Genomic DNA, 21,926 nt, shown 5'->3' with positions numbered 1-21,926 from the left:
CACCACCGATACCAATTCGGCGGGCGCTTAAATACCTTTGGCGTATACTGCCAGTCCCTTAAAGTTCAGGAGCTTCATTCCCCCCGGCATAACGTCTCCCGTAAGGGGGAGGATGAAGACTGGAAGGCCGAGCTTCCCGCCGAGCTCGAGTATTGGCTTAACTATCTCCGGGGTTGGCCGGATGGAGTAGAGCGCAACGGCGCCCCTATAAAGCTCCACCCTAGGATTGAAGAGGTCGTCCTTTACGGCCTTTATCCCGGCCTCTTCGGCGGCGTGAACTGCTTCCTCGTTCCAATCCACTGCCAGAACGTCGTAGCCGAGCTCTTTCAACCTGAGGGCCACCTTGAACTGGAAGCCTATTCCAAGCTCAACGATTTTTCCCTTCGGAACTCGGGAAGCTATAAACTCCGCGAAGTCTTCAATCGCCATGGGAAAAAGTGGGGAAGGGAGTTTAAAAACATTCAGAAGACGGCCTTTCCGCTCCCCTTGTCGAAGACGTGGGCCTTCCTCATGTCGAAGACGACGTCTACCTCCTGACCCTCCTCTACCTTCGACTCAGCCGGGAACTTGCCGGTGAAGAGCACGTCCTCCACGCTCAGGTGAACTATCTTCTCCCCACCGAGGTTCTCGATGATCTCCACAAGCGCTCTGGCCATGTTCTCCCCCGGAATCTTCACTTGGGCAAAGAACGCGTCGTAAACGTCCTCTGGCCTTATCCCGAAGATGACCTCCTTTCCGAGGTAGCCCTTTTCCTCGAGAACCTCCACCTGGTCCGGGAGGAGCTTGAGCCTGAAGGATCCAAAGTCGACGAATCCGTCGTGGGTAACGGTCGCGTCCATGAAGTTCATTGGCGGCGAGCCTATGAAACCGCCGACGAAGGTGTTGGCCGGGTTGTCGTAGACCTCGTCAGGTGTTCCGACCTGCTGGAGCTGACCCTGGTTGATCACCGCTATCCTGTCGCCCATCGTCATGGCCTCGACCTGGTCGTGGGTGACGTAGATGGTTGTAACCCCAAGCTGTCTCTGGAGCTTCTTAAGCTCGGCGCGCATCTTGACCCTGAGCTTTGCGTCGAGATTTGAAAGCGGCTCGTCCATGAGGAAGACCTGCGGCTTCCTGACTATAGCCCTGCCGAGGGCAACACGCTGTCTCTGGCCGCCGGAAAGTTCCCTCGGCTTCCTGTTGAGGAGCTCGCTGAGGCCGAGCATCTCAGCGACTTCCCTAACCCTTCTGTCGATCTCGTCCTTCGGAACCTTCCTGAGCTTGAGCGGGAAGGCTATGTTGTCGTAAACTGTCATGTGAGGGTAGAGTGCGTAGCTCTGAAAGACCATAGCGATGTCTCTGTCCTTCGGGGGAACGAAGACGCCGTTCTTGGGATCTGCGACGAGCTTGTCCCCGATTTGAATTGTGCCCTCAGTCGGCTCCTCAAGGCCGGCTATCATTCTAAGCGTCGTGGTCTTTCCACAGCCGCTCGGCCCGAGGAGGATCATGAACTCGCCGTCCTTTATGTGGAGGTTCATGTCCCTGACCGCCGTGAAGTCGCCAAACTTCTTCCACACGTTCTTGAGTATGACATCCGCCATTTTCTCACCTCCCAAATAAAAAGGAAAGGGGTCACTCTCTCCTCCTGATGAGGAGGGGTATTATCGCCAGTCCAACGAGTGCAGCTGGACCGCAGATTCTTCCGCCGCCCTTGCTGCTCGAAGTCGTTGTGGTGCCCTGTGGGCTGGTTGTCGTCGTAGTTGTGGTGGTTGTAGTTGTCGTCGTTGTGGGCTGGATGGTTGTTGTGGTGGATACGGTTGTGGTGGTCGACCCGCTTCCGCTTCCGGGGAAGGTGGTTGTAGTGGTAGTGGCTGGGGCTGTTGTGGTGGTCGTTGTAGTTGTGGTGGTTGTAGTGGTTGTCTGGGTGGTAGTTGTCGTTGTAGTCGTCTGGGTGGTTGTAGTGGTGGTAGTTCCTCCGGCTCCCGTTCCCTCGATGAGGGGTATCATGAGAACCGTCGCCCTGTGCCCGTTTTCTGCGTCGTAGCTCTGGAGCTGATCCTCCTGGGTCGGGGTGAACCCTTCCGGAGCGAGGAGGTCCATTACCCTTGGTTCGACTCCCGCTATAATGGCATCGACGTCCCCACCGCCGACTTTCCACTGCTCGGCCTGGACTGCCACGGGCCTCCACTTGTCCGGCCCGTAACCGTCCTGAGATCCTGTGAGGACCGCTGCGTAGAGTCCATACTTGCCCGGTTCCGGCATGTACCTCTTCGGAAGGTCCACCATGATTGCGTTCTTCGTCGGGTCCGCTGAGATCTTCATTTCACCCTGGTATGATGTGCCGTTCGGGAGGACTATGAGGTTTCCGTAGTCCCAGCCGGCGATTCTGAGGGCGATATCCCACGGGTGGTCGGGATCGAGGTTCACGTTCGCTCCCGGCCCGTCCGGGAACATCTTGATCGCTGAAGAGTTTCCTCCGTCCCTGAAGTCAAAGTAGGCCTCGATTATCTGGAGGCTGAAGCCGTTGGGTCCGTTCCATGGATTGTCGCCGAGGTTCTTGAAATAGAACTCCATATGCCAGTGGTCATCTTCGTCCACCAGCTTGAACTTGAGAAGGTCGAAGGCCCCGGGTACAAACACTGGATCGGTCGGGTAGGTGTAGGTTCCAGGGCCGTGGTCGTCCCCTTCGGGATCCCTGACCACTATTCCGGTCTTGAGTATGGGGATTGCCTTTACGGTGGCCCTCTCCGCGTTTTCTGCATCGTAGCTGCTCAGCTGCTCTTCCTGAGTGGGCGTGAAGCCTGCCGGAACGAGTTCGTCAACGACCCTCGGCTGGACGCCGTTTATGATAGCATCGACGTCTCCGCCTCCGAGTTTCCACTGCTCGGCCTGGACTGCCACGGGCCTCCACTTGTCAGGCCCGTAACCATCCTGAGAGCCGACTAGGACGTCTCCCCAGAGGCCGTAGTCCTCGTTTATCTGGATGTACTTCTTGGGCACCTTAACGATTATTGCGTTCTTCGTGGGATCAGCTGAGATCTTCATTTCACCCTGTATCGCGGTGCCGTTTGGCAGGACAATGATGTTCCCGTAGTCCCAGCCGGCGATTCTCAGAGCCACGTCCCATGGGTGATCGGGATCGAGGTTCACATTCGCTCCTGGCCCGTCCGGGAACATCTTGATTGCTGAGGAGTTCCCTCCCTCTTTGAAGTCGAGGTAGACTTCAATGATCTGGAGGCTGAAGCCGTTCGGTCCGTTCCACGGGTTGTCGCCGAGGTTCTTGAAGTAGAACTCCATCACGTATCCGTCGGTCTGCTCGAGCATCCTGAAGCGGAGGAGGTCGAAGGCTCCGGGCTTGAATACTCCGTCAGTCGGGTAAGTGTAGGTTCCCGGCCCGTGGTCGTCCCCTTCGGGATCCTTGATGTCGGCTATTACCGCTCCCTTAACCTGAACCGGGAGCTTCAGCTCGACGGGGGTGCTTATGACCTCGAGGTTCCCATCCTTGACGGTTGAGACCGCGAAGTAGAAGTCGCTTGGGCTCTCTATGTAGTCGAAGGGAACAACGACATCGATGCTTCCGTTCTCCGCGTTAACGGTGAGGTTTCCGAGGGTCTCGCTGTTCTCGTAGTCCGTGGCGTTGTAGAGAATTGCGGTTCCGTTCACGTAGACAACGTGCTTCGTTATCATGAGTCCAACGCTGTCCGCTGAGTACGGCCAGGTGGTATACCTGAGCCCCTCGGGCCTGTTCTGGAGCAGGGTGAAGGTGTTTCCAACGTGTCTGTTGGGTTCCCAGATGCTGACCTCGAACTCGCTCAGGTTTCCGGTGACTACGAAGTGAAGTCCCTCTGAGTCAAAGTAGACGCTGACGCTCTTTGCCATTGGTGAGAGACTTGAGTACGTGTTCACCTGGTCCTCTTTAAGGCCGTCAAGGGCGCGCTTTACGTAGGGCTCGCCGTCTGGGAAGTAGTTGCCGTAGAGGTAGTCCGGAATTGTGGCGTTGGAGAGGCGGTAGATCTCGTAGAGGTATGTCTTGAAGTAGCGGTCGAAGGCGAAGTCCTGCCCGCTGTCCTGATCCTGGCCGTACCACCAGAACCAGTCGCTGGCCTCCGCACGGAGGAGGTACTCATTGGCGTTCTCCCAGCTGGAGATGTCCATGGCGTCTTTCTTTTCCATCAGGGTCTTTCTGGCTTTGTAAAGCCAGTACCAGGCGTAGCTCTCCTGGGGCTCGCCTATCCAAGTCGAGAGCGTTCCGTCGATCCAGCTGGATTCGGGCCACTGGTGCTCTCCATCAACCCCGATCATGTCGTAGAGCTCGTTGAGGCTCTGCGCCTTTGTGAGGGCTTCAGGGTTGCTCGCAAGGTCGAGGTACCTCATGTTCTTCGGGGTGAGCTGGTTGGCCTTGTCGCCGTAGAGCTGGATATACTCGCTTGGGGTAACCGTCCTTATGAGCCCCTCTTTCTGGAGCTCGGTAAGCTTTTCGTAGAGCTTGGTTAGGAAGAGCTTTCCATCGTAGGGGTAGTGCTCCCATGGGTTCTCACCGTCGAGCGTGACCACGTAGACGAGGGAACCGTCGTAGTTCTGCTTCTGGATCTTTAGGAGCTCGCCGACAAAGTCCTCAACCGCCTGCTCCTGGTTCATTCCAGAGTAGCGGAAGCCGACGCGGTCGCTGAGGTCGTGATTCCTCGGGAAGAGGTAGATCTTCTTGTCCCCGAACTGGGCCACCCACGGGTGGTAGTAGTTGTCAATTGTGTTCGGAATGCCCATCTTTTGGAGAACCATCTGGTCGGTCATGACCCACTGCCAGCCGTTGTTGGCGAGTATCTCAAGGGTCTTGTCGTTGAGGGCGCTCTCGGCCGCCCAGCCGCCCCTGGGTGTGACGGTTCCGTTGCCGAGGTACTCCTTGTAGAGCTCATGGGCCTTCTTGACGTGGGCGTCGAAGTCGCTCTCCCAGCCGAAGTCGTTGAGTATCGGCCCTATCGGGTGTGCGTAGGGGACGACGGTAACCTCAACGTTCCCGTTGCCGAGGAGGTAGTTTATCTTCTCGTGCTCCTCGAAGGTGTGGTTGAGAAGCCAGGTCTGGGCATCGAGAACGGTCTTGAGGTCGTCCCTCGTGTAGCCGCCCTCGTCAACTTTGTCGTAGATGGCCTTGAGTTCGGGGTGTTCCATTATGTACTCGTAGTCGATCCAGGCGAGGTTGAAATAAACCGCGAGGTCTATGTAGTCCTGTTCCGTGAACTCGTTGGTTATCGCAACCTTCTGCTCGTCAAGGGGAAGGTTCGCGTACTTCTGCTTTGCGTTCATGAGCTTGTCTTTGAGCTCGGTGTAGTGATCCCAGAAGTCCCTCGCGGGGTTCCCGTTCTTATCTGTTACTGGCTCGCCGTTCCAGGGGATCGTGTGGTCGAAGAAGCCACCCGGAACCTGGAGCATCTGCCACTTGTCATCGAGGGTGAGCGGTGCCCCGTTTGCGAGTTTGTAGCTTATTATCTGAAGGATGTCCTCCTTGCCGTGCATGTAGTCAGCGAGCTGGGCTATGAGGGAGCCCGAGAGGTCTATCGTGGCGTGCACCTCTGGGTACTCGCTTAGGTAGTGGGCCATCTTCCAGTAGTTGTTGGCCGCGTGGAGCCTGACCCACGGCCTCGTGTAAACACCGAGGACGGGGTCGTAGTAGTATGGCTGGTGCTGGTGCCACACTATTATGACGTTAAGTGGCTTCGGCTGACCGCTCTCGTCGGCCCTGCCGAAGCCCATGCTGAACACGCTCAGGGCCATGAACCCTATCAGGAGCAGGGAAAGGCCGAATTTCATCCTTCCTCTCAACATCACACTACACCTCCGATAATGTAAAGGTAGGAAATTCAAACAACGAAATCACTCCTTCAGACCTCCAACCGTCAGACCGCTCTTTATGTAGTTCTGGGCCAGGAGGAACATTATGAATACCGGCAGTGCGAAGAGAAGCGCCGCCGCTGAGAACTGGTTCCATGAAACGTTTCTCAGGTCGTTGAGCATGCTGAAGAGCCAAACTGTGAGCGGGTAGTTCTTCTCTGAGAGCAGGAGGTTCGCTATGATAAGCTCCGTCCAGCCGCCGATGAAGGCGAAGATCGATACTGTGGCTATACCCGGCAGGGCCATCGGGAGGAGGACGTGCCTTATGATCTGGAGGTAGCTGGCGCCGTCTACTAAGGCCGCCTCGTCGAAGTCCGTGCTTATCGAGTCGAGGTAGCTCTTGAGGAGCCAGGTGTTGAAGGGAACGCTTCCGGCGGCGTAGATAAAGGGCAGGACGTAGAGATTGTCCGTGAGGCCGAGCTTGACGAGCATTCCGTACAACGCGACAAGCCCCGCTATTCCAAGACCTCCCGAGACCTGGGTGAACATCAGGTAGAAGTACAGCACGTGCTCCCTTCCGAAGAACTTGAGCCTTGAGAACGCGTAGGCCGCTGGTATGACGAAGATCAGCGTCAGTATGACCGTCAGGGTGGCTATGATGAGGCTCCTTTTGAGGTAGCCGAGGAACTGTCCGCCGACTTTGTTCACCAGGACGAAGTAGAAGTCCTTGACTTCGAGCTTCCCGGATTTGGAGTCTATCCTGACCCTTCCTGGGAGCTTGAGGGTGACGTCCCTGCCGATGTAGGTGTTGTTTCCTACCTTTGTGAGGCCCTTCAGGGATATCCTGCTCTTCTCGGGATTCTCAACGGTTATCTTGACCTCCTTGGCCTTCAGGTACACTTTGCCGATGACACCCACACTGGAATCGATCTCTTTGGCGTTCATCGAAGCGAACTTGCCTTTTACGTATCTTTCCTGGCCGTTCTGGACTGTCTTGTTGGCCCCCTCGATCTTCATGTCGCTCACGTATTTGAGATTGAACTGGGAGTTGATGTAGGACTTGCCCCAGAGGGTACCGCCAGTGTACTCTATCGTGTAGTCCGTGCCTATGAGTTTTCCCCCCTCACTCGTTATGTTGAAGATCTTTCCCTTGACGGTGACCTCTTTGTGTCCGACGACTATCTCCCTGTAGTTTTCGAGGGTCACCTTGTCTGGTATCAGGTCTATTGAAGTGGATGCTATGGTTCCCTGCGGTTTTAGGGAGATTGTGAACATGTAGTAGACCGGGAAGAGTATTACCGCCATCACCAGTATGGCCAGCAGGGTAATTCCTGCGGCCTTAAGGACTTCCCTCCTGTTTTTGAAGTTAAAATCAACTCCGATCTTCATCAGCTGGCACCCTCCTGGAGCTTGGTTATCTTCATGCTGACGTACATGTAGATGGCGAGGATTATGGTGGCTATGAACAGAACCGCGGCTGCCTTACCGTAGTGCGGTATTGAGGCACCGAAGGCCTTCTGGTAGCCGTACAGGAGCAGGAACCTGTCCTGGAACAGGGAACCGTTGTAGAGGAACGGCACCATGAAGTACTGGAAGCTGGCCGCGCTCGTGAGTATCGTGGAGAAGGCTATGGGCTTGCTGACTATGGGGATGACAACCTTGGTGAGCCTCTGCCAGTAGTTGGCACCGTCTATTATGGCGGCCTCCACCAGTATGTCCGGAACGCTCTGGAGGGCCGACGTTATCACCGTCATCATAAACGGGTACGCCAGCCAGACTTCGATTATGTTTAGGGCTATAAAGCCGTAGAAGGCGTTGTTCATCCAGTCGGGAGGATTTGAGACCCCTATATCGCGCAGGATTATGTTGACGGGCCCCAGAACGGGGTCAAACATGAAGCGCCAGACGGTTATCGAGAACAGAAGCGGGAGCGCCCAGGGGATTATAAGGAGGGCCCTGTAGAGGGACTTGCCGATGACGTACTTGCTGTTGTATAGGACGGACAGCAGTATTCCTGCGAGAACCTTGAGGGTAACGCTCGTTGCCACGAAGACCCATGTCCAGAGGAACGCCGAGCGGAAGCCCGGGTCGTTGAGGGCCCATCTGAAGTTCTCAAGCCCCACAAACTTTAGATGGGGTGCGTTGGGTGTCTGTACCGGGAAGTTGCCCAGCTGGGCGTTTGTAAAGGCGATGTAGATGGAGTAAACTATGGGGTAGATGTTGAAAAACAGGAATGCCACGATACCTGGAGTTATGAGCATCAGAGCGGCGGTGGTGCTCTTCTTCATTTTATCCACCTCTTTTTCTCAGGTTTATAGAAAAGGAAAAAGGGGATCATCCACCGATGGCTTTGAGTATTTGTTGTTGGGCGTCTTGGAGGGCTTGTTCGAGGGTTTTCTTGCCGCCGATGTAGTCTGTGATGGCCTGGTCAACCGGACCCCAGACAGAACCCATCTTGGTGCTCTTCGGCATCAGGTAAGCGTGCTCGAGAGCCTTCATGTAACCGCTTATCACTGGATCACTCTGAATGTCCGGATTGTCAGAGACGCTCTGAAGAACCGGCACGTAACCGTTCTGGAAGGCGAGAGTCAGGGCAACGTCCTCGCTCGTCGAGAACCACTTGAGGAACTCCCAGATGGCTTGCATCTTCTCGTCTTTAGCGTTGGCAGTAACGTAGATCAGCTTAACGCCACCGTAGGGCCTCGGGTAGTAAGTCTTACCGTCCTTCTCTATCGGCGGGAGCGGTTCGACGCCGAAGTCAATGCCTGCTTCCTTGACTCCTGAAATGCTCCACGGGCCGTTGATCATGAACGGCGCGTTTCCGTCGGTGAAGATGCTGAATTGGGTGTTGTAGTCCCTGCTGTGGGCCATGTATGGCCAGATTTCGTTGAAGAAGAACTGGAAGCCTTCGAGGGTTTCGGGCTTGTCGAGGCCGGGGGTTTCGGTGGCGTCGTCGAAGTAGTAGCCGCCGAAGGCGTGGACCCATCCTGAGATGAAGTATGGGTCGACGGGAGTGGCTATTCCGTACTTGCCGTTGTCTGGATCGTTGTACTGCTCCATGATTTGCTTCATTTCATCAAAGTTCTTGGGCGGGTTCTTAACGAGGTCCTTGTTGTAGATGAGGGCGACGGTCTCGGCCGCGAAGGGGACGCCGTAGTAGTGCCCCTTGTACTCGAAAGCGTCTTGGGCGAGTGGGACGAAGTTGTCCTTGAAGTCGGCTGGGATGTAATCGTCTATTGGTTTGAGGAGTCCGCCGTCGGCGAATTTGCCGATCCAGTCGTGGGCCCAGATGAAGAGGTCGGGGCCTTTTCCTGCTGGGATGGCGGCTTTGAGTGCTGTTTCGAGGCTGGCCTTGTACTCCATCTGGATCTTTATGTTCGGGTGTTCGATCTCGAATTCTGCAATGAGATCCTTGAAGGTTTGAGCCTCAGCCTCACCCATAGCATGCCAGAGGACTATTGTAACCTCCTGACCCTGAGTGCTAGTGGTCGTGGTTGTGGTGGTCGCGGGCTGGGTTGTGGTCGTGGTCGTTGTAGTGGTTGTGGTGGTAGTGGTTGTCGTGGCGGGGGCCGTGGTCGTGGTTGTGGTGGTCTCAGGTGCGGTCGTTGTGGTTGTCTTGGTGATGGTGGTTGTAGTGGTAGTGGTCTTGCTCTGGCTTGTGGTTGTGGTCTGGGACTGGCTTGTGGTGGTGGTTTTGCTTGGGCTTGAGGTGGTGTTTCCGCCTCCTCCACCGCCAATACAGCCGCTGGCCACTACTCCAAAGACCAAAATTCCAATCAAAAGCAGTGTAAACAGTCCTTTTTTCATTCTTCATCACCCACCGCGTTTTGGCAGTAGAGTATCATCGACGGTGATATATATATCTTGCGCTTTCCTGGCAAGCTTCAGCCACCGGCCCCCTGGATTTGCATCACTGTATAACCCTGGACGAGAAGGGCCCGATCTCTAGCCTTCCTATACCTGGTAGGTCGATCTTCAGTGCCTTAGACGAGCAGTTTATTCCGACAACGATCTTCTCGTCACGATGAACCCTGGTGTAGATTAGGCTCCTGCCTCTGAAATGAATCGGCAGAAACTCTCCAATCTGAAGGGCCCTGCTCGATCTCCTGAGCCGGATCAGTTCCTTGGTGGCCCTTAGGATCTCTTCATCCCACCTACTCCTATCCCAGGGCATTGGAGTTCTTCCGGCGCCCATCCCCTCTCCGGATCCCCCGAGCCCAATCTCGTCTCCATAGAATATGGAAGGAATCCCCTTATACGTCAGGAGAAACGTGAGGGCGCACAGGTATCTCCTCTTATCTCCCCCAACTAGATCGATGAACCTCTCCGTATCGTGGTTGTCCAGGAAGTTGTAGGCGTAGTGCTCCGCCGGGCCGTAGTGGGCGCTGATGAGTTCGAGTTCGTTCAGGAACTCCTCAGCAGTTATCTCCTCAAAAACGAAGAACCTCAGCACGGCATCGTAGAGGGCGTAGTTCATAACCCCGTGGAATTTGTCGAAGAGATAGAGCCTTGAATCGTCCATGACCTCGCCGAACAGATAGGCTTCTCTTGGAAGGCCCTTCCGGATTTCCCCCCAGAAATCCGGAGGAACACCGTGGGCGACGTCGAGCCTCCAGCCGTCTGCACCCCTTTCAATCCAGTAGTTCATGACCTCGGTGACGAACTTCTTCACTTCGGGATTCTCGTGGTTCAACCTAGGCATCAGCCAGACCGAGAAGAAGCTCTCGTAGTTCCACCCCAGCTTCTTCAGCTTGGTGTACTTCTCGACCCACGGTTCGTCCGAGAGGAGGGTCTCCATGAACTCATCAGAAACGACAGGGAAGCCCGTAACCCGGTAAAAGTCCTTGTACCTGCTTTTTTCCCCGTTTTTGATTAGGTCCTGGAACCAGGGGTGAAAGAAGCTCGTGTGGTGAAAAACACCGTCCAGAACGAGCCGGATGCCTGCCCCATTCAGTGACGCGAGAAGCTCCCCGAAGGCCTTATCTCCCCCCAATCTCTCGGCTACGCTGTGGTAGTCGATGATGTCGTAGCCGTGGTATGTCATCGATTCGAAGATGGGCGTGAGGTAGAGGGCGTTGATCCCTAGATCCCGAAGGTGGTCGATGCGGTTTCTCAGCCCTACCAGGTCGCCACCGTGAAACCTCTCTCCAGGGGTGAGGTTGGACTTTTCAAAGCCTCCGGCAAAGCGGTCCGGCATTATCTGGTAGAAGACGCTCTCAAGGGGCCAGTTCGGCGCTTCAAGCTCCCTAGCATATGAAGTGAATGGGCCTAGTTCCTCACTCCCCGAGGCCTTGTCTATGATGAACCTGTATTCAAGTTCGCCCTCGATACCGTGAACCACCGCTTCAAAGTAGTCGAAGGGAACCCCCTCTGCCTTACGCACCATTGGTATCTTGAGACGTTTCGGTTTTTCAAGCACGAAAGAGGCGGATTTTATAAAACCTGCCTTTGCCCGCAGAATGGCATGGATCCTCCCGCCGAAGCGGTAGAGGTAGAGAAGTGATGACCTGTGGAAAACATCTTCCTCACCCGCTATTTCCGCCACGCTCACTTCTCTCTCGAACTTGTAGGAGGGCCTCCGGTAAAGCTCGGTGCTGGGGTTTTCCGGATCGAGTGTGAACTCCCCCCCCAAGGGAAAAGGCGTACCTCCAGCGTCCTTCCGGGAGGAAAACTCTGATAGTCCAGCGCTCACCGGTCCTTTTCATCCTGAAGCTTCCCTCGTTGAAAGCGTTGAAGTTGCCGAGGAGGTAGGCGTATTCTTCGTCTCCAGCTGGAACTGAGAATTCGACTTCGGCGAGCCTTCCGAAGGTCTCGTCCTCAATGAACCCGAAAGTTTTATACACTTCAACCACCCTTGTATCACTGGTGATGAATAAACTGCCGGCAGTGAACTTAAATTTGTTGGGGGTCTAAGGATGAGGGAAGAGGAGATCATAGAAAAACTTCAAAAGCTCGGGCTCACGAAGTACGAGAGCTTGGCATACATAACGCTTCTCAAGCTCGGGCCGAGCAAGGCCACGGATATAACCAAGGAGAGCGGCATTCCCCACACCAGGGTTTACGACGTTCTGAGCTCCCTCCACAGGAAGGGCTTCGTCGATGTTATGCAGGGCTCCCCGAGGCTGTACAAACCCGTCAACCCCGAGGTTGTTCTGGAGAAGATGAAGGATGAGATAGTTCAGGACATAGAGAGCCTCAAAGCGGCTTTCCTTGACCTCTACCGTGAGGTTCACGGGGAGGAGCTTCCGGAGATATGGACGATTCAGGGCTTTGACAACACCCTCGAGAGGGCGGAGTACGTCATAAGGAGCGCCAAGCATGAGGTTTTAATAAACACGCCGTTTGAATTCCTCAATCTCCTGAAGAAGGAGATAAAGGGCAGGAAGGATGTTGTCTTCGTCATAGTGAGCAACTTCGATGACGTTCCAGAATGGCTCAACGGTGACAACATAATACTCGCTAGGAGCGGGGGCGCCCCCTGGCTCATGGCCAGCTGGATAATCGGGGACATAGACTACGCGCTCTTCTTCGGTGCACTCCCACAGGACAAAAGGAGGGAGAAGTTCTATTCATTCTGGGCCAAGAGCCCCAGGATAATCCAGAACTATATGCACTGGTTCTACACGATATACTTTGACAACAGCGAGGTCATAAAACCCCTCGGCTATGAAGAGCTCCCCAAACCTCTGTCCCTAGTCAACATAAGAACCCTGATCACGGTGCTCAAGTTTGCGGGCCTGCCGAGGAAGGCCGAGATAGCCGGCAGGATGATCGACACCAAGGAGCCCGTGACGCTCGATGGGGATATAGTTGACTACGAGTACACGCCGCTCACCGCCAACGTTACCTTCAAGTACAACGGAAAAGAACTGAAGGTCGGCGGTATAGGAAGCTACTTCGAGGACGTTGAGGGGGAGAAGTTCATCCTCCTCGACTGAGTATATTTTTGAACTTTCTTTCACCGATGCATCAAAAAAGATAAAAATACCTCAATGTTTCTTTTTGGGGTGGTACCATGAGCAGGGCCGTGAGTACGATAGCCGCGGTTATGGTTCTCATAACCTTCATAGCGGTTCCCTGGGTTCAAACCTCCTACCACTCCTACTTCAGCTCAGGAACCCGGCAGCTTGGGTACCCCGAGCTGGCGGCCATGTCCGAGGACTACATACAGGAACACGTGGCCAGTGAACTCTCCAAGGGAACGGAGTCCGAGGACTTGATTGACGAGGACGGGAACTACACCCCCCTGGCCAGAACCTACATCCTCATATCCGAGGCGCTGGCCCTCATGCCATTCCTGGTGCTCCTCGGTGCGATCATCGGCCTGTGGAGCAGATGGGGCCACGTGATGGGTATAATCGGGATGACGATTCTGACCCTGGTAATGTACAGCATTCCTAGCCTCAGCTCTGAGAACGCGTCCTTAACCCCCCATGCAGGCTATATCCTCGCTTGGCTGGCTTTCATACTGGGTGCGGCCTTTGGTTATGTGAAAAAAGAGCCTCAAAAAGCTTCTTCCCAGTGACTAAAATTCTTTCCCTTTTCTTGGCTTGTTTTGTACTCAAAGTAAAAATTCAATGGGTTGGTTTGAATTTCCTCGTTGTTTCTCTTTTCGTCGGGGGAGTTTTTAGATTCAGGAGGCTTCATCGCGGCACCGCAATGTATATATACTTTTAGTATACACAAGTTTTGAGGTGCTTCAAATGAGGGCACTCCCGAAAAGCGGTATATTGAGTCTGCTTTTGGTGGCTTTGGTTGTTTTTTCAGTAGTGGCTAGCGGCTGTATTGGCGGTGGAGGAGGTGGAAACACCACCTCAAGCCCAAGCAAAACCACTAGTTCGAGTTCGGGTAAGACTACCACCCAGTCCCCCAAGCTCAGCGGTAAGATAGTCTTCGCCGTTGGAGGCGCTCCCAACGAGATAGAGTACTGGAAGGGAGTTATAGCGGCCTTTGAGAAGAAGTATCCAGGTGTTAAGGTCGAGCTCAAGAGGCAGGCCACGGACACCGACCAGAGGAGGCTCGACCTCGTGAACGCCCTCAGGGCAAAGTCAAGCGACCCCGACGTTTTCCTGATGGACGTTGCCTGGCTTGGACAGTTCATCTCCTCCGGCTGGCTTGAACCCCTCGATTCCTACGTCCAGAAGGACAACTACGACCTGAGCGTCTTCTTCCAGAGCGTCGTCAACCTTGCCGACAAGCAGAACGGCAAGCTCTGGGCCCTCCCTGTCTACGTTGACGCCGGCCTTCTGTACTATAGGAAGGATCTCCTCCAGAAGTACGGCTATGACAACCCGCCTGAGACCTGGGACCAGCTCGTTGACATGGCCCAGAAGATCCAGCAGGGGGAGAGGGGAAGCAACTCCAACTTCTGGGGCTTCGTCTGGCAGGGCAAGCAGTACGAGGGCCTCGTCTGCGACTTCGTTGAGTACGTTTACAGCAACGGCGGTGAGCTTGGACACTTTGAGAACGGAAAGTGGGTTCCGACCCTGAACAAGCCCGAGAACGTCCAGGCGCTCCAGTTCATGGTTGATCTGATCCACAAGTACAAGATCTCCCCGCCCAACACCTACACCGAGATGACAGAGGAACCCGTCAGGCTCACCTTCCAGCAGGGCAACGCCGCCTTTGAGAGGAACTGGCCCTACGCCTGGGGCCTCCACAACGCCAACGACTCTCCTGTTAGGGGTAAGGTTGGAATCTCGCCGCTCCCGCACTTCCCAGGGCACAAGAGCGCGGCCACCCTTGGTGGCTGGCACATTGGAATAAGCAGGTACTCGGACAACAAGGAGCTCGCTTGGGCCTTCGTTAAGTTCGTCGAGAGCTATGAACAGCAGAAGGGCTTTGCGATACACCTCGGCTGGAACCCGGGAAGAACCGACGTCTACAACGATCAGGATGTCCTCAAGGCGGCCCCGCACCTGAAGAACCTGAGGAGCGTCTTTGAGAACGCGGTACCGAGGCCGATAGTTCCATACTACCCGCAGCTCAGCCAGATCATACAGAAGTACGTGAACGCGGCCTTAGCTGGAAGCATGAGCCCGCAGGATGCCCTTGACCAGGCCCAGAAAGAGGCGGGGGATCTCGTGAAGCAGTACAGCTGATCCTTTTCTTTTCTTCCTTCGTCTGGCCTTTAAGAATCACTGGTCGTAAGGGTGGTGCGGATGGGCAGAATAGAGTACAGGGAGGAGAAGCTGGCCTACGGAATGCTCTCTCCCATGCTGGCCTTCGTCGTGCTCTTCATCATAATCCCGGTTCTTGGGACCTTCTGGATAAGTCTCCACAGGGACGTTACCTTCATACCCGGCTTCAAGTTCGTGGGCCTTAGGAACTACGTGACGGTGCTTGAGAAGCCGGAGTTCTGGCACTCCTTCTTTGTCACCGTTGCGTTCTCGGTTGTGAGTGTAAGTTTGGAGACGATTCTGGGTCTCGTCTTCGCGCTCATCCTGAACGAGGAGATCAAGGGTCGGGGAATCCTGAGGGCCGTTGTTCTGATTCCCTGGGCGGTTCCGACTATAATCTCCGCGAGGACTTGGCAGCTAATGTACAACTACAGCTACGGCCTCTTCAACTGGATCTTTTCCCATCTGGGCCTTGGAACCGTTAACTGGTTTGGAACCCCCATAAGCGCGTTCTTCGCGGTGGTCTTCGCAGATGTTTGGAAGACGACGCCTTTCATGACCCTTCTCCTGCTGGCCGGCCTTCAGGCCATTCCGAAGGACGCGTACGAGGCGGCCATAATAGACGGGGCAACGATGTTCCAGAGGTTCTGGCACATAACGCTTCCCCTCCTGAGGCCGGTTTTGATAGTGGCCGTGACGCTGAGAACTATCGACGCCCTGAGGGTCTTTGACATAATCTACGTCCTCACCGGAGGCGGTCCCGGAGGAGCCACGACTTCTGTTTCCCTCCTGGCCTTTAACTACTACAACCTCGGCGACTACGGGGTTGGTTCAGCGATTTCGATCCTGACCTTCTTGACGGTTCTGAGCTTCACAATAGTTTACCTCAAAATAGGGAAGTTCCAGGAGGGATTGAAGTGAACGAGAAGGAGCTGAAGAAAACGCTGACGGTCGTAGGGGCCGTCCTCATGGTCCTTCTCTGCCTGTTTCCGTTCATATGGATGCTGGTCATCTCCTTTACGAAGGACGCCACATTCCTCGGTTCCCCCTACGTCCATTTCGAGTTCACGGTGAACAACTATCGGACGGTTCTCGGCGATCCAACACTGCACTTCCTCGACTACTTCAGGAACAGCATGGTAATAGCGACGCTAGTAACTATAGTCACCGTCAGCGTGTCGGCTCTTGGAGCCTACGCAGTTTCCAGAATAAGGTTCAGGGGAAGGCTCGCAGTTCCCATCTTCGTCCTGGGACTTTCAATGTTCCCCCAGATAAGCCTGGTCGGCTACCTCTTCAAGTTCATAGAGCGGCTCGGGTGGATAAACACGTACAAGGCCCTGTTCTTCCCCTACGTCGCCTGGACAATGCCCCTGGCCCTCTGGATCCTGCTGAGCTACTTCACCCAGCTTCCTAAGGATCTCGATGAGGCAGCGCTCATAGACGGGGCTTCAAGGTTCCAGGCCCTTTACAAGGTTGTGCTTCCACTCTCAGCACCGGCTTTATTTTCAACGGCCCTCTTGGTCTTCATAGCGGCTTTCAACGAGTTCATGTTCGCCCTCCTGTTCACCACGGATCACAGGGCCAGAACCGTGCCCGTCGGCATCGCCCTCTTCCAGGGGGTTCACGGAGAGGTTCCGTGGGGCAACATAATGGCCGCATCGGCAATATCCACCATACCGTTGGTTGTTCTAGCCCTCGTGTTCCAGAAGTACATAGTCAGCGGACTCACCGCTGGAGCCCTGAAAGGTGAATGAGGTGACAGAAATGTTTGAGGTTGAGAAGTTCGGTGGAGAAGGAAAGAGGCTGGAGGATTACAGGGAAATAATCGGGGAGGAGAGCCTGGAGCGGATCAGGGAGAAGGCAGAAGGGCTTAGAGGGAGGAGCTTCGCCAACGTGAACTCCACCTCATTTGGCGGTGGCGTGGCGGAGATACTCCACAACCTCATCCCCCTCATGAGGGACACTGGCCTGGACGCGCGGTGGTTCGTCATAGAAGGCAGCGACGAGTTCTTCAACGTCACCAAGAGCTTCCACAACGCCCTCCAAGGGAACAGGGAGCTGAAGCTCACGGAGGAGATGAAGAGGCTGTACCTGGAGACCAACAGGAAGAACGCCGAAGACGTTGACCTCGGCTCCTTCGACTACGTCCTCGTCCACGACCCCCAGCCGGCTCCGCTGATAGAGTTCTACGAGAAGAGAGGGCCCTGGATATGGAGGTGCCACATTGACCTGAGCGACCCCAACGGGGATTTCTGGAGCTTCCTCAGGGAGTTCGTCGCTAAGTACGACCGGTACATATTCCACATGGAGGACTACGTCAGGGAAGACCTTGATATGGAAAAAGTTGTGATAATGCCTCCCTCTATAGACCCGCTGAGCGAGAAGAACAGGGAGCTGGGTGAAACAGAGATACTCAAAACACTCGAAAGGTTCGATGTTGACCCTGACAGGCCAATACTGACCCAGGTCGCCCGCTTTGACCCATGGAAGGGCGTCTTTGAAGTTATAGACGTGTACAGAAAGGTCAAGGAGAGAGTTCCCGAGGTTCAGCTGCTCCTAGTTGGCGTGATGGCCCACGACGACCCCGAGGGCTGGGTGTACTTCGAGAAGACCCTGAGGAAGATAGGAGAGGACTACGACGTGAAAGTCCTGACAAACCTCAACGGGGTTCACGCCAGGGAAGTCAACGCCTTCCAGAGGGCCAGCGACGTGGTGCTTCAGATGTCGATAAGGGAAGGCTTTGGGCTGACCGTCACCGAGGCCATGTGGAAGGAGAAACCTGTGATAGGGAGGGCCGTTGGGGGCATAAAGCTTCAGATAGTCGACGGGAAGACTGGCTTTCTGGTGGACGGCGTGGAGGAAGCCGTTGAAAAGGTCCTGTATCTCCTCAGGCATCCCGAAGTGGCGGAGGAGATGGGAAGGCAGGCCAAGGAGAGGGTCAGGGAGAACTTCATAATAACGCGGCACCTCGAAAGGTACCTCGACCTCCTAAACTCTTTTTAAGCCTTTTACCTTATAGCCGGTGATGACGATGGAAATTCCCCCCAACCTCGCGCAGGCCCTCAGTGAGATAGGCTTCACGAAGTATGAAACGCTTACCTACTGGACCCTCCTCGTCTACGGCCCCAGCACAGCGAAGGAGGTCTCCTCCAAGAGCGGGGTGCCTTACAACAGGGTTTACGACACCATCTCCTCCCTGAGGAAGAGGGGGTTCGTCACAGAGGTTGAGGGGAACCCGAAAGTGTATGCCGCCTACTCACCCAGGATAGCCTTTCTGAGGTTCAAAAAGGAGCTTGAGGAGATAATGGAGCAGTTTGAACGGGCCCTCAGGGAGGTAAAGCCCGAAGAAGAGAGGCCCGCGATATGGAGGAGCAGGGATTTCAAAGAGGCCCTCGAGATGTTTCGGGAGTCCCTCTCGTCGGCTAGAAACGAGGTGGTGGTGGTCATTCCGAGCGAGTTCTTTGACTGCATCAGGGACGATCTCGTGGCCACTTTCGAGAGGGGTGTAACCGTCTCTATCTATACTGACAGGGTCCCCGATCTCTCGATGTTCTCGGGAAAGGGCAACCTCTTTCTGAGGCGCTTTTACAAGCTCAACCACATAGTTGGCATGGTCGATGGGAGGGAAGTGATAACCGTCCAGAACGTCGCGTTCAACTCCAAGAACCCTCCCGCGTTCAAATCCACGTATCCGGAGATAATCTTCTCCCAGTACAGCCTTATAATAGAGATCTTCAAGGAGTCTGAACTTGAGGCGGAGGTTCTCAACAACCCCAGCGATATCAGGTTCTTCGCGATGTTTCATGCTGCGGACTTCGTGAGACGCCACCTTCAGGAGAGTCAGATAACCGCGGTGGTTCAGGGGAGGCATCTGAAGACCGGAAAGTACGAGACACTGCAGGGACTGGTGGTTGGCTACACCCTTTCCCTCAAGGAGGCGGTGAACAACATCCACATTGAGACTGAGGGGGGAGTCGTTAAAGTCGGGGGAATGTTCGCGGTTGTTGAGGACTACGAGAGCACCGACGTGAGGTTTGGACTGGCTTCTGATTGAGCGGTTCAAAAGGGTTAAGACCTCCACCTGAGAGTTCCCATCGGTGATGCGTAATGAGGATTCTGATGCTTGGCTTTGAGTACCTGCCGGTCAAAGTTGGGGGCCTGGCCGAGGCTCTAACAAGCATAGCCGAGGGCCTGGCCAGACTTGGCCACGAGGTCGTTGTCTTCACACCCGACCACGGACGGAACCTCGGTGAGCCGGCGGAGACCTTTGAGATAACTTCCTTCGGAGAGAGGGTTGAGGTGACCGTGAGGAAGAGAACTCAAAACGGTGTCACCCTCTACTCCCTCTCCGGCGGGGTTTTGAGCGACCCCGATGTTTACGGTCCTGGCTGGGACGGAATGCTTAGGAAAGCGGTTCTCTTTGGAAAGGCCAGCGCTGGTCTCCTCAACAGGATAATCAATGACTTCAAGCCCGATGTGGTTCACGCCCACGACTGGCATACGGTCTTCGCTCTAGGCCTTTTGAAGAAGTACTTTGGGATAAGGAGCGTCTTCACGGTACACAGGCTCAACAGGGCCAAGGTCCCGGCTCTCTACTTCCACGAGGCAAACCTCGCCGAACTCGCGCCTTATCCTGACCTCGACCCCGAGCACACCGCCGCGTACATAGCCGATGCCGTAACCACCGTCAGCAGGAGCTACCTCTGGGAGGAGTGGAGCTTCTTCGGCCTCTTCGAGGGCAAGGTTACTCACGTTTTCAACGGGATAGAGTGCTCCTTCTGGAACGAGGAGCTGATGGAGATGAAGGATCTCCCCAGGGAAGAGCGGAGAAAGAGGATTCTGGAAAAGCTCGGCCTCCCCGACGGCAGGGCCTTCATGTTCATAGGACGCTTCGACAGGGCACAGAAGGGGGTGGATACTCTCCTCAAAGCTGTAGAACTCCTCTCTAAAGACCCTGCCTTCAGGGAGATGCGCTTCATCATCATAGGTAAGGGAGATCCCGAGCTTGAAGCCATGGCGAGACGGATGGAAAGCCAGTTCCCGGAGAACGTCAAGGTGATAACCGAACTCCTGCCCAGGGAGTTCGTCCGTGAGCTCTACGGCTCCGTGGACTTCGTGATAATCCCTTCCTACTTCGAACCTTTTGGATTGGTACAGCTTGAGGCCATGTGTCTCGGGGCGGTTCCGATAGGCAGCGCCGTTGGGGGGATTAAGGACACGGTAGTAGATCTCGAAGCGGATCCTGAGAGGGCTACGGGTTTTCTCGTTCCACCCAGAGATGCTTTTTCTCTCGCAAAGGCCATAGTACGCGCCATGGAACTCGACGAGGAAACCCTAAATGGGCTCAGGGAGAACGGAAAGAGGCACGCCAGGGAGGACTTCACCTGGGAAAGAGCCTGCAGGAGATACGTGAAGGTCTATGAAAACGGTGTGGACAAGGCGATGTCCTTCCTCCGCTAGCTCCAGCCGAATTCCTTCAAAAACTTCTTTTTCAGCCTTTTTATTGTTCCAGAGACTCCAAGGGTTCTGAAGATGACTTTTGAGCCATTTATCTCCGTGATCATTGTCAGGGCAAAGCGGAGCTCCTCCACGTACTTCCTGTCGACCCTTGCTATCCCGGTCTGGCTCTTTTCGTCGAACTTTATGAACCAGGGCTTGGCCCGGGCGGAGCCTAGAAAGCCGAGGGCTGAGAGGCTGGCATCCCAGATGACCCTTTTTATCTCCTCCTTCTTGAAGGGGCGCTCTCCGATTACCTGAAAGGCAATGTATCTGTTCTTGTCCCTAAGGGTTGGCGGCAGGTACTTCGGCTTCTCCCTCATTTTCACACCTCCACGGATTTGGCCACCAACCTTTTTAAGCCATGCCCCGACCTGAGCTAGCGAGGTGGGACTGTTGGTCTGGGAGACGCCGTACTTTTCATACGCCGTGAGAGAACTTCCTAAAGGCTGTCAGCTCTGCGTTAGGGGTGAGAAGCTCGTTCTTTTCACTACAGGAAAGTGCCCAAGGGACTGCTTCTACTGCCCCCTCAGCCCCTGGAGGAGAGAAGACGTCGTTTACGCCAACGAGAGACCGGTTAAAAGCGTTGATGAGGTCATTGAAGAGGCCATGATACAGGAAGCCAAAGGTGCTGGGGTTACGGGAGGGGATCCTTTAGCGAGATTGGAAAGAACCGTGGGGTACATAAAAGCCCTCAAGGAGAACTTTGGGGAGGACTTCCACATCCACCTCTACACCACTGGGGCTTTAGCAACCGAAAAGGCCCTCTCGAAGCTCTACGACGCCGGACTCGATGAGATACGCTTCCATCCGGATCTCTTCAATCCAAACTCCAAGCTCTTCAAAGTTGAAATAGAGAACATAAAGAATGCCTTTGACTTCGACTGGGACGTTGGGGGAGAAATCCCTTCAATCCCCGGCCAGATGGAGAGAATGAAGTGGTACGCGGAGTTCCTCGACAAACATGGAGCGAGATTCCTCAACGTGAACGAGCTGGAGTTCAGCGAGATGACGCTTAAAACGCTCCTAGACATGGGCTTTCAGCCGGTCAGCGACGAGAGCTCGGCGATAAAGGGCTCCCTCGAACTGGGCCTTGAGTTCCTTGAGTGGGGCGAGGAAAACACCTCTCTGAGCTACCACCTGTGCACCGCCAAGCTGAAAGATGCAGTCCAGCTCAAAAACCGCCTCAGGAGAATGGCGAGGAACGTTGCTAAGCCCTACATGGAGATAACCGAGGAGGGGACGCTCCGCTTCGGCATAGCTGAGTACGATGACCTTGACGAGCTCTACGAGTTCCTCGTTGAGGAAGCGGAAGTTCCGGGGGAGTGGCTTCACATCAACCGCGAGAAGGGCAGGATAGAGATGCCGGAGGAGGTAGCTGTTGAGCTTGCTGACGCGATCGAGGGGAATGTGAAGTTCTTCATAGTGGAGGAGTACCCGACGTGGGACCGGCTCGAGGTCGAGAGGGTTCCCCTTCCATAATTATCAAACTTTTGCCTTTCATAT

At 55.0% G+C, this 21,926-nt stretch carries 19 protein-coding genes; 9 read left to right on the top strand and 10 right to left on the bottom strand.

The window, feature by feature from the left end:
- Positions 1 to 27: 27 nt before the first annotated feature.
- The 8 genes from A3L09_RS09145 to A3L09_RS11120 form a co-directional block, all read right to left on the bottom strand.
- On the bottom strand, positions 28 to 429 hold the full coding sequence (locus A3L09_RS09145) for a UPF0146 family protein (RefSeq protein WP_088858661.1): 402 nt from the start codon (positions 427 to 429) through the stop codon (positions 28 to 30).
- A gap of 32 nt (positions 430 to 461) precedes the next feature.
- Positions 462 to 1,580 (bottom strand): ABC transporter ATP-binding protein, encoded by a 1,119-nt coding sequence (locus A3L09_RS09140; protein WP_088858660.1) that lies wholly within the window; start codon positions 1,578 to 1,580, stop codon positions 462 to 464.
- 31 nt (positions 1,581 to 1,611) lie between these two features.
- Positions 1,612 to 5,799 carry a glucodextranase DOMON-like domain-containing protein gene (locus tag A3L09_RS09135; protein WP_088858659.1) on the bottom strand — a complete coding sequence of 1,396 codons (4,188 nt, stop codon included), beginning with the start codon at positions 5,797 to 5,799 and terminating at the stop codon, positions 1,612 to 1,614.
- Positions 5,800 to 5,847: 48 nt separating this feature from the next.
- Positions 5,848 to 7,194 carry a sugar ABC transporter permease gene (locus A3L09_RS09130; protein ID WP_088858658.1) on the bottom strand — a complete coding sequence of 449 codons (1,347 nt, stop codon included), beginning with the start codon at positions 7,192 to 7,194 and terminating at the stop codon, positions 5,848 to 5,850.
- Positions 7,194 to 8,093, bottom strand: a complete 900-nt coding sequence (locus tag A3L09_RS09125; RefSeq protein WP_088858657.1) for a carbohydrate ABC transporter permease — start codon at positions 8,091 to 8,093, stop codon at positions 7,194 to 7,196. The genes A3L09_RS09130 and A3L09_RS09125 overlap by 1 nt, the downstream gene beginning before the upstream one ends.
- Before the next feature lie 46 nt (positions 8,094 to 8,139).
- On the bottom strand, positions 8,140 to 9,612 hold the full coding sequence (locus A3L09_RS09120) for an extracellular solute-binding protein (protein ID WP_088858656.1): 1,473 nt from the start codon (positions 9,610 to 9,612) through the stop codon (positions 8,140 to 8,142).
- 103 nt (positions 9,613 to 9,715) lie between these two features.
- On the bottom strand, positions 9,716 to 11,350 hold the full coding sequence (locus A3L09_RS09115; protein ID WP_335755332.1) for a glycoside hydrolase family 13 protein: 1,635 nt from the start codon (positions 11,348 to 11,350) through the stop codon (positions 9,716 to 9,718).
- Complete coding sequence (locus tag A3L09_RS11120; RefSeq protein WP_335755331.1) at positions 11,331 to 11,648, bottom strand: hypothetical protein; 318 nt, start codon at positions 11,646 to 11,648, stop codon at positions 11,331 to 11,333. The genes A3L09_RS09115 and A3L09_RS11120 overlap by 20 nt, the downstream gene beginning before the upstream one ends.
- Before the next feature lie 72 nt (positions 11,649 to 11,720).
- Here A3L09_RS11120 and trmBL1 point away from each other — a divergent pair, with 72 nt between their 5' ends.
- Positions 11,721 to 12,743 (top strand): HTH-type sugar sensing transcriptional regulator TrmBL1, encoded by a 1,023-nt coding sequence (trmBL1, locus tag A3L09_RS09110; RefSeq protein ID WP_088858655.1) that lies wholly within the window; start codon positions 11,721 to 11,723, stop codon positions 12,741 to 12,743.
- Positions 12,744 to 12,820: 77 nt separating this feature from the next.
- Positions 12,821 to 13,330, top strand: coding sequence for a hypothetical protein (locus A3L09_RS09105; RefSeq protein WP_088858654.1), 510 nt, complete (start codon positions 12,821 to 12,823; stop codon positions 13,328 to 13,330).
- Here A3L09_RS09105 and A3L09_RS10910 read toward each other — a convergent pair.
- Complete coding sequence (locus A3L09_RS10910) at positions 13,309 to 13,452, bottom strand: hypothetical protein (RefSeq protein ID WP_157727226.1); 144 nt, start codon at positions 13,450 to 13,452, stop codon at positions 13,309 to 13,311. The genes A3L09_RS09105 and A3L09_RS10910 overlap by 22 nt on opposite strands.
- Positions 13,453 to 13,508: 56 nt before the next feature.
- Here A3L09_RS10910 and A3L09_RS09100 point away from each other — a divergent pair, with 56 nt between their 5' ends.
- From A3L09_RS09100 to A3L09_RS09075, 6 genes are read left to right on the top strand one after another with little or no spacing between them, the layout of a single operon-like run.
- The gene (locus tag A3L09_RS09100) at positions 13,509 to 14,906 is read left to right on the top strand and encodes an ABC transporter substrate-binding protein (protein ID WP_088858653.1); all 1,398 of its coding nucleotides are present in this window, start codon (positions 13,509 to 13,511) and stop codon (positions 14,904 to 14,906) included.
- A gap of 60 nt (positions 14,907 to 14,966) precedes the next feature.
- Positions 14,967 to 15,845, top strand: coding sequence for a carbohydrate ABC transporter permease (locus A3L09_RS09095; RefSeq protein ID WP_088858652.1), 879 nt, complete (start codon positions 14,967 to 14,969; stop codon positions 15,843 to 15,845).
- Entirely contained in the window at positions 15,842 to 16,678 is an 837-nt protein-coding gene (gene malG / locus A3L09_RS09090; RefSeq protein WP_088858651.1) for a trehalose/maltose ABC transporter permease MalG, read from the top strand. The genes A3L09_RS09095 and malG overlap by 4 nt, the downstream gene beginning before the upstream one ends.
- 10 nt (positions 16,679 to 16,688) lie before the next feature.
- Positions 16,689 to 17,927, top strand: coding sequence for a trehalose synthase (gene treT, locus A3L09_RS09085; RefSeq protein ID WP_088859042.1), 1,239 nt, complete (start codon positions 16,689 to 16,691; stop codon positions 17,925 to 17,927).
- A gap of 22 nt (positions 17,928 to 17,949) precedes the next feature.
- Complete coding sequence (gene trmB / locus A3L09_RS09080; RefSeq protein ID WP_232473520.1) at positions 17,950 to 18,978, top strand: HTH-type sugar-sensing transcriptional regulator TrmB; 1,029 nt, start codon at positions 17,950 to 17,952, stop codon at positions 18,976 to 18,978.
- A 53-nt stretch (positions 18,979 to 19,031) separates the two neighbouring features.
- Positions 19,032 to 20,384, top strand: a complete 1,353-nt coding sequence (locus A3L09_RS09075) for a glycogen/starch synthase (protein ID WP_088858649.1) — start codon at positions 19,032 to 19,034, stop codon at positions 20,382 to 20,384.
- On the opposite strand, the gene A3L09_RS09070 is transcribed toward A3L09_RS09075, so the two are convergent.
- Positions 20,381 to 20,743, bottom strand: coding sequence for a ribonuclease P protein component 2 (locus A3L09_RS09070; protein WP_088858648.1), 363 nt, complete (start codon positions 20,741 to 20,743; stop codon positions 20,381 to 20,383). The two genes, A3L09_RS09075 and A3L09_RS09070, sit on opposite strands and share 4 nt — an antisense overlap.
- Before the next feature lie 73 nt (positions 20,744 to 20,816).
- Between A3L09_RS09070 and A3L09_RS09065 the strand changes: the two genes are divergently transcribed.
- Positions 20,817 to 21,902 (top strand): radical SAM protein, encoded by a 1,086-nt coding sequence (locus tag A3L09_RS09065; protein ID WP_088858647.1) that lies wholly within the window; start codon positions 20,817 to 20,819, stop codon positions 21,900 to 21,902.
- Positions 21,903 to 21,926: the final 24 nt, after the last annotated feature.

This window comes from Thermococcus profundus (genome assembly GCF_002214585.1).
In the GTDB taxonomy this organism is placed as follows: domain Archaea; phylum Methanobacteriota_B; class Thermococci; order Thermococcales; family Thermococcaceae; genus Thermococcus; species Thermococcus profundus.
Note: the sequence above shows the minus strand (reverse complement) of the source record. Positions and strands in the feature narration are given on the sequence as shown.